The following is a 2,752-nucleotide window of genomic DNA, read 5'->3' as shown; positions in this document are numbered from 1 at the left end:
ACTGCATCCCCTCAGGGGCTTTAGCCTGCATATCTCCGGCACCGGGTCCTTGCCCACAGGAGATAATGAGGCAAAATAAAGCCAGAGGGGCCACCGGTCCATTCAGAAACCTTCGGAAAAAAGGGATGAAACCTGTTTGCTCCATGGAAGGTCAAGTTAGAAAAAAGACCGATACTTTAGCCAGCATCGGTCTTTGTATTCCCGGGCCTCCACCCGGTTCTTTGTAAGGTCCTTTACCAGGCGCCGAGCAGCACACGCATCCCGGAGCCTACCACCTCCACGCCTCCGTGGGCGGCCATATAGGCGTCCCAGGCTTTCTGCCTCGCGGTTAGGGCTGCCCCGGAGACCAGTTGGTTAGCTCCGCCGATGGCAGATTTCATATCCTTAAACCCAACGATGACCCATCGGTTGTAATGGCCTCCGCCCTGGCCTACGATAGTATTCCCCATATTGACGAGCATCCCGGGCGGGTTGTGTTTGGAGTGGAATTTGTTGTACTCCGCATCGAACTTATCCGTATCGGCTACATCGAGTAAATAATACCGCTGGAAGGGGTATCGGGTGCTGGTATCTCCATAGAGGGCGAGATGCCGGCCCGTAGCTGAGCCTGCCCCGTCCTTGATGTACTGGTTGAGCTTGGTGATAAAGAGCTCGAAGTTCACATTGCCCCCTCCGGAATACATGTTCCCGACGTCCTCGAGGGTGCCCAGGAACACGATGGAATGGGTGGCCTTCATGTCCTGATTCTTAAAGTGGTTCTCGAACAGCCTCACAAAGATCCCTTCGGGTTTATTGGCTGAATAATAGTCGTCTACCAGTTTATAGACAGTAGCCTCATTGTGCGGCTCTACCACAAAAGAGTACATGGTGTAATAATTGTCCTGCGCACTTAGGGTTAGGCACAGGATAAAGGCGAATGCAAATACTAATTTTTTCATTGGTTTTGGTTTTTAGGTTGGACTTCTCCGACTCGGGTCGAAGATTTTGATAGATGATCATCCTGAGCTCATGTGCGCAGGTAAAGGGTCGGTATTATTCTTCCTTCTCTTCTTTGGGAGGAGGTGGAGGCATCTTGAATTCTTCCGGCTGGGGATCCAGGGGCTCCAGGATCTTGCCCTCAAAGGCCGGGTGGTCTGCCGGAATAAAAGTAGCCCGGAAGATAAAATAGGTCGCGGGCATAATGTCCTCAGGATCCCCGTTGGGTTTGGTGGCATTACCCCTGTAGGGGTTGCGGTACTCCCAAACGATCTCTCTGTCCGGGGTCACTTCAAAGAAGCGGCCCGCCGGTCCGGCGTTAATAAAGGTATTCCCGTTCTCCATCCTATGCGCTCCCGAAATAAAACTGGCGTAAAATGACAGGGTGTCCTTGGCCACATAGCTCCACTCCAGTTCATCCGGGCCGTAATCCCCGGTCTCCCTGAGGAGATAGGACCCGTCGGGCTGCAAGGGTGGTTTGATCTCGTAGATGGCCGTGTACTGGAGGGAATCCGGTACATTGGGGATGTTGTTGTTAAAAATGGTGAGGTTTCCTGCGCCCGGTTTGCCGGGTTCAATCCAGCGCACATCGTGCTGGTACATCAGGCGGCGGTCCGTGGAATCCCCGTGGCGATAGTTCTCAGGGTTCCCCCATCGGTACAGGAAGTCGCCTCCTTTCCCGCTTCTGCCCCCGCTGTGGGAGGCTGCCTCTTCCGTGGTGGTGCTCTGGTCCAGGATGAGGATCTCACTCAGTTCGGGCGAACTGATCGCGATCTGTTCCAGCTCCGGGTGGTAGCTGATCGCGTTGAAGTGGTACAGGTCTGACCGGGGGTTGAAACGGGTAAGGTTCCTGCCTCCCCGGCCTAAAGCCCTGAGTTGGTCCAGACTGTCCTGGCTGATGGGCTCCGGGATGGAATCCCCCGTGTTGAAATCCAACAGTTCCGGGTGCTCACCGGGGTCCCCGTAATTGGGCTTATCGGGGTCCAGGTCCTGGATCAGGTGGTCTGCCAGGTTCCATTCCCATACTACTTTTGAACCCCGCTCTCCTTCGGGTACAACCTCGATGATCTTTTCCAGCCAGGGACCGGAATGGGGGATCAGATGGGGCGCTCGGCCCAGGGCCAGGGCCTCCTCATAGGAAATGGCCTCATAGACGATGGCCAGGATATTCCCGTTGGGTTTGACCGCAAAATCATGGTGCAGGATGTGCTTCTCATCGGCCAGTTCGTAATCCCAGAGGATCTTCCCGTCCCAGCTGATCTTCTGGATGCGCCCATAGGGCCCGCCAAAGCCAAAGACGGGATAGTCCACGTCATTCTCTCCCACCATCAGGGAGCCGTCGTCCAGGAGGTAGGGGTTAAAGGCGGTATAGGTGCCCTTCCATTCATGGACCACCTTGCCTTCCCGGTTCACCAGGTAGGTAGACCCGGAGTTGGGTACAGAAAACATCAAATAGCCGGGCATAAGCCCTTCTGAGGTAGTGATAAGTCCGCGGGGGATTCGGTGTCCGAACATATTGCGGTCTGCCTTGTCCTCTTTGCCCTTATCCTGACTGCAATGGATCACCAGCCCCAGCATGAGCGCGGAAGCGGCGTAGTAAAACACTTTTTTCATGGGTTGGTCTTTTGGTTGGTTATCGGTTTTTAAGGTTGGTTTTCAGTTTGTTTTTCTCAGAGGCTCTTTTACTTGTTCTCTATGTATCCACTCCCTGGCCGGACCCATCCAGGCCTCATTGGGGGTGTACAGAAAGCCGTGTCCCAGTCCGGTATGGATCTGT

At 54.5% G+C, this 2,752-nt stretch carries 2 protein-coding genes; both read right to left on the bottom strand.

What is annotated here, in order from left to right; genetic code table 11:
- Nucleotides 1-233: 233 nt before the first annotated feature.
- Nucleotides 234-938 carry a hypothetical protein gene (locus tag ABYP73_RS12705; protein WP_372974579.1) on the bottom strand — a complete coding sequence of 235 codons (705 nt, stop codon included), beginning with the start codon at nt 936-938 and terminating at the stop codon, nt 234-236.
- A gap of 94 nt (nt 939-1,032) precedes the next feature.
- Complete coding sequence (locus ABYP73_RS12700) at nt 1,033-2,589, bottom strand: aryl-sulfate sulfotransferase (RefSeq protein ID WP_372974578.1); 1,557 nt, start codon at nt 2,587-2,589, stop codon at nt 1,033-1,035.
- Between the last annotated feature and the right edge of the window lie 163 nt (nt 2,590-2,752).

This window comes from Muriicola sp. (assembly GCF_041567615.1).
GTDB lineage: Bacteria > Bacteroidota > Bacteroidia > Flavobacteriales > Flavobacteriaceae > Muriicola.
This window is presented reverse-complemented; position numbering and strand designations above follow the sequence as displayed.

Bases quoted from the DNA above. Each gene is read 5' to 3' on its own strand.
- ABYP73_RS12705 (WP_372974579.1), bottom strand. From the start codon at position 938: ATGAAAAAATTAGTATTTGCATTCGCCTTTATCCTGTGCCTAACCCTA.
- ABYP73_RS12700 (WP_372974578.1), bottom strand. From the start codon at position 2,589: ATGAAAAAAGTGTTTTACTACGCCGCTTCCGCGCTCATGCTGGGGCTG.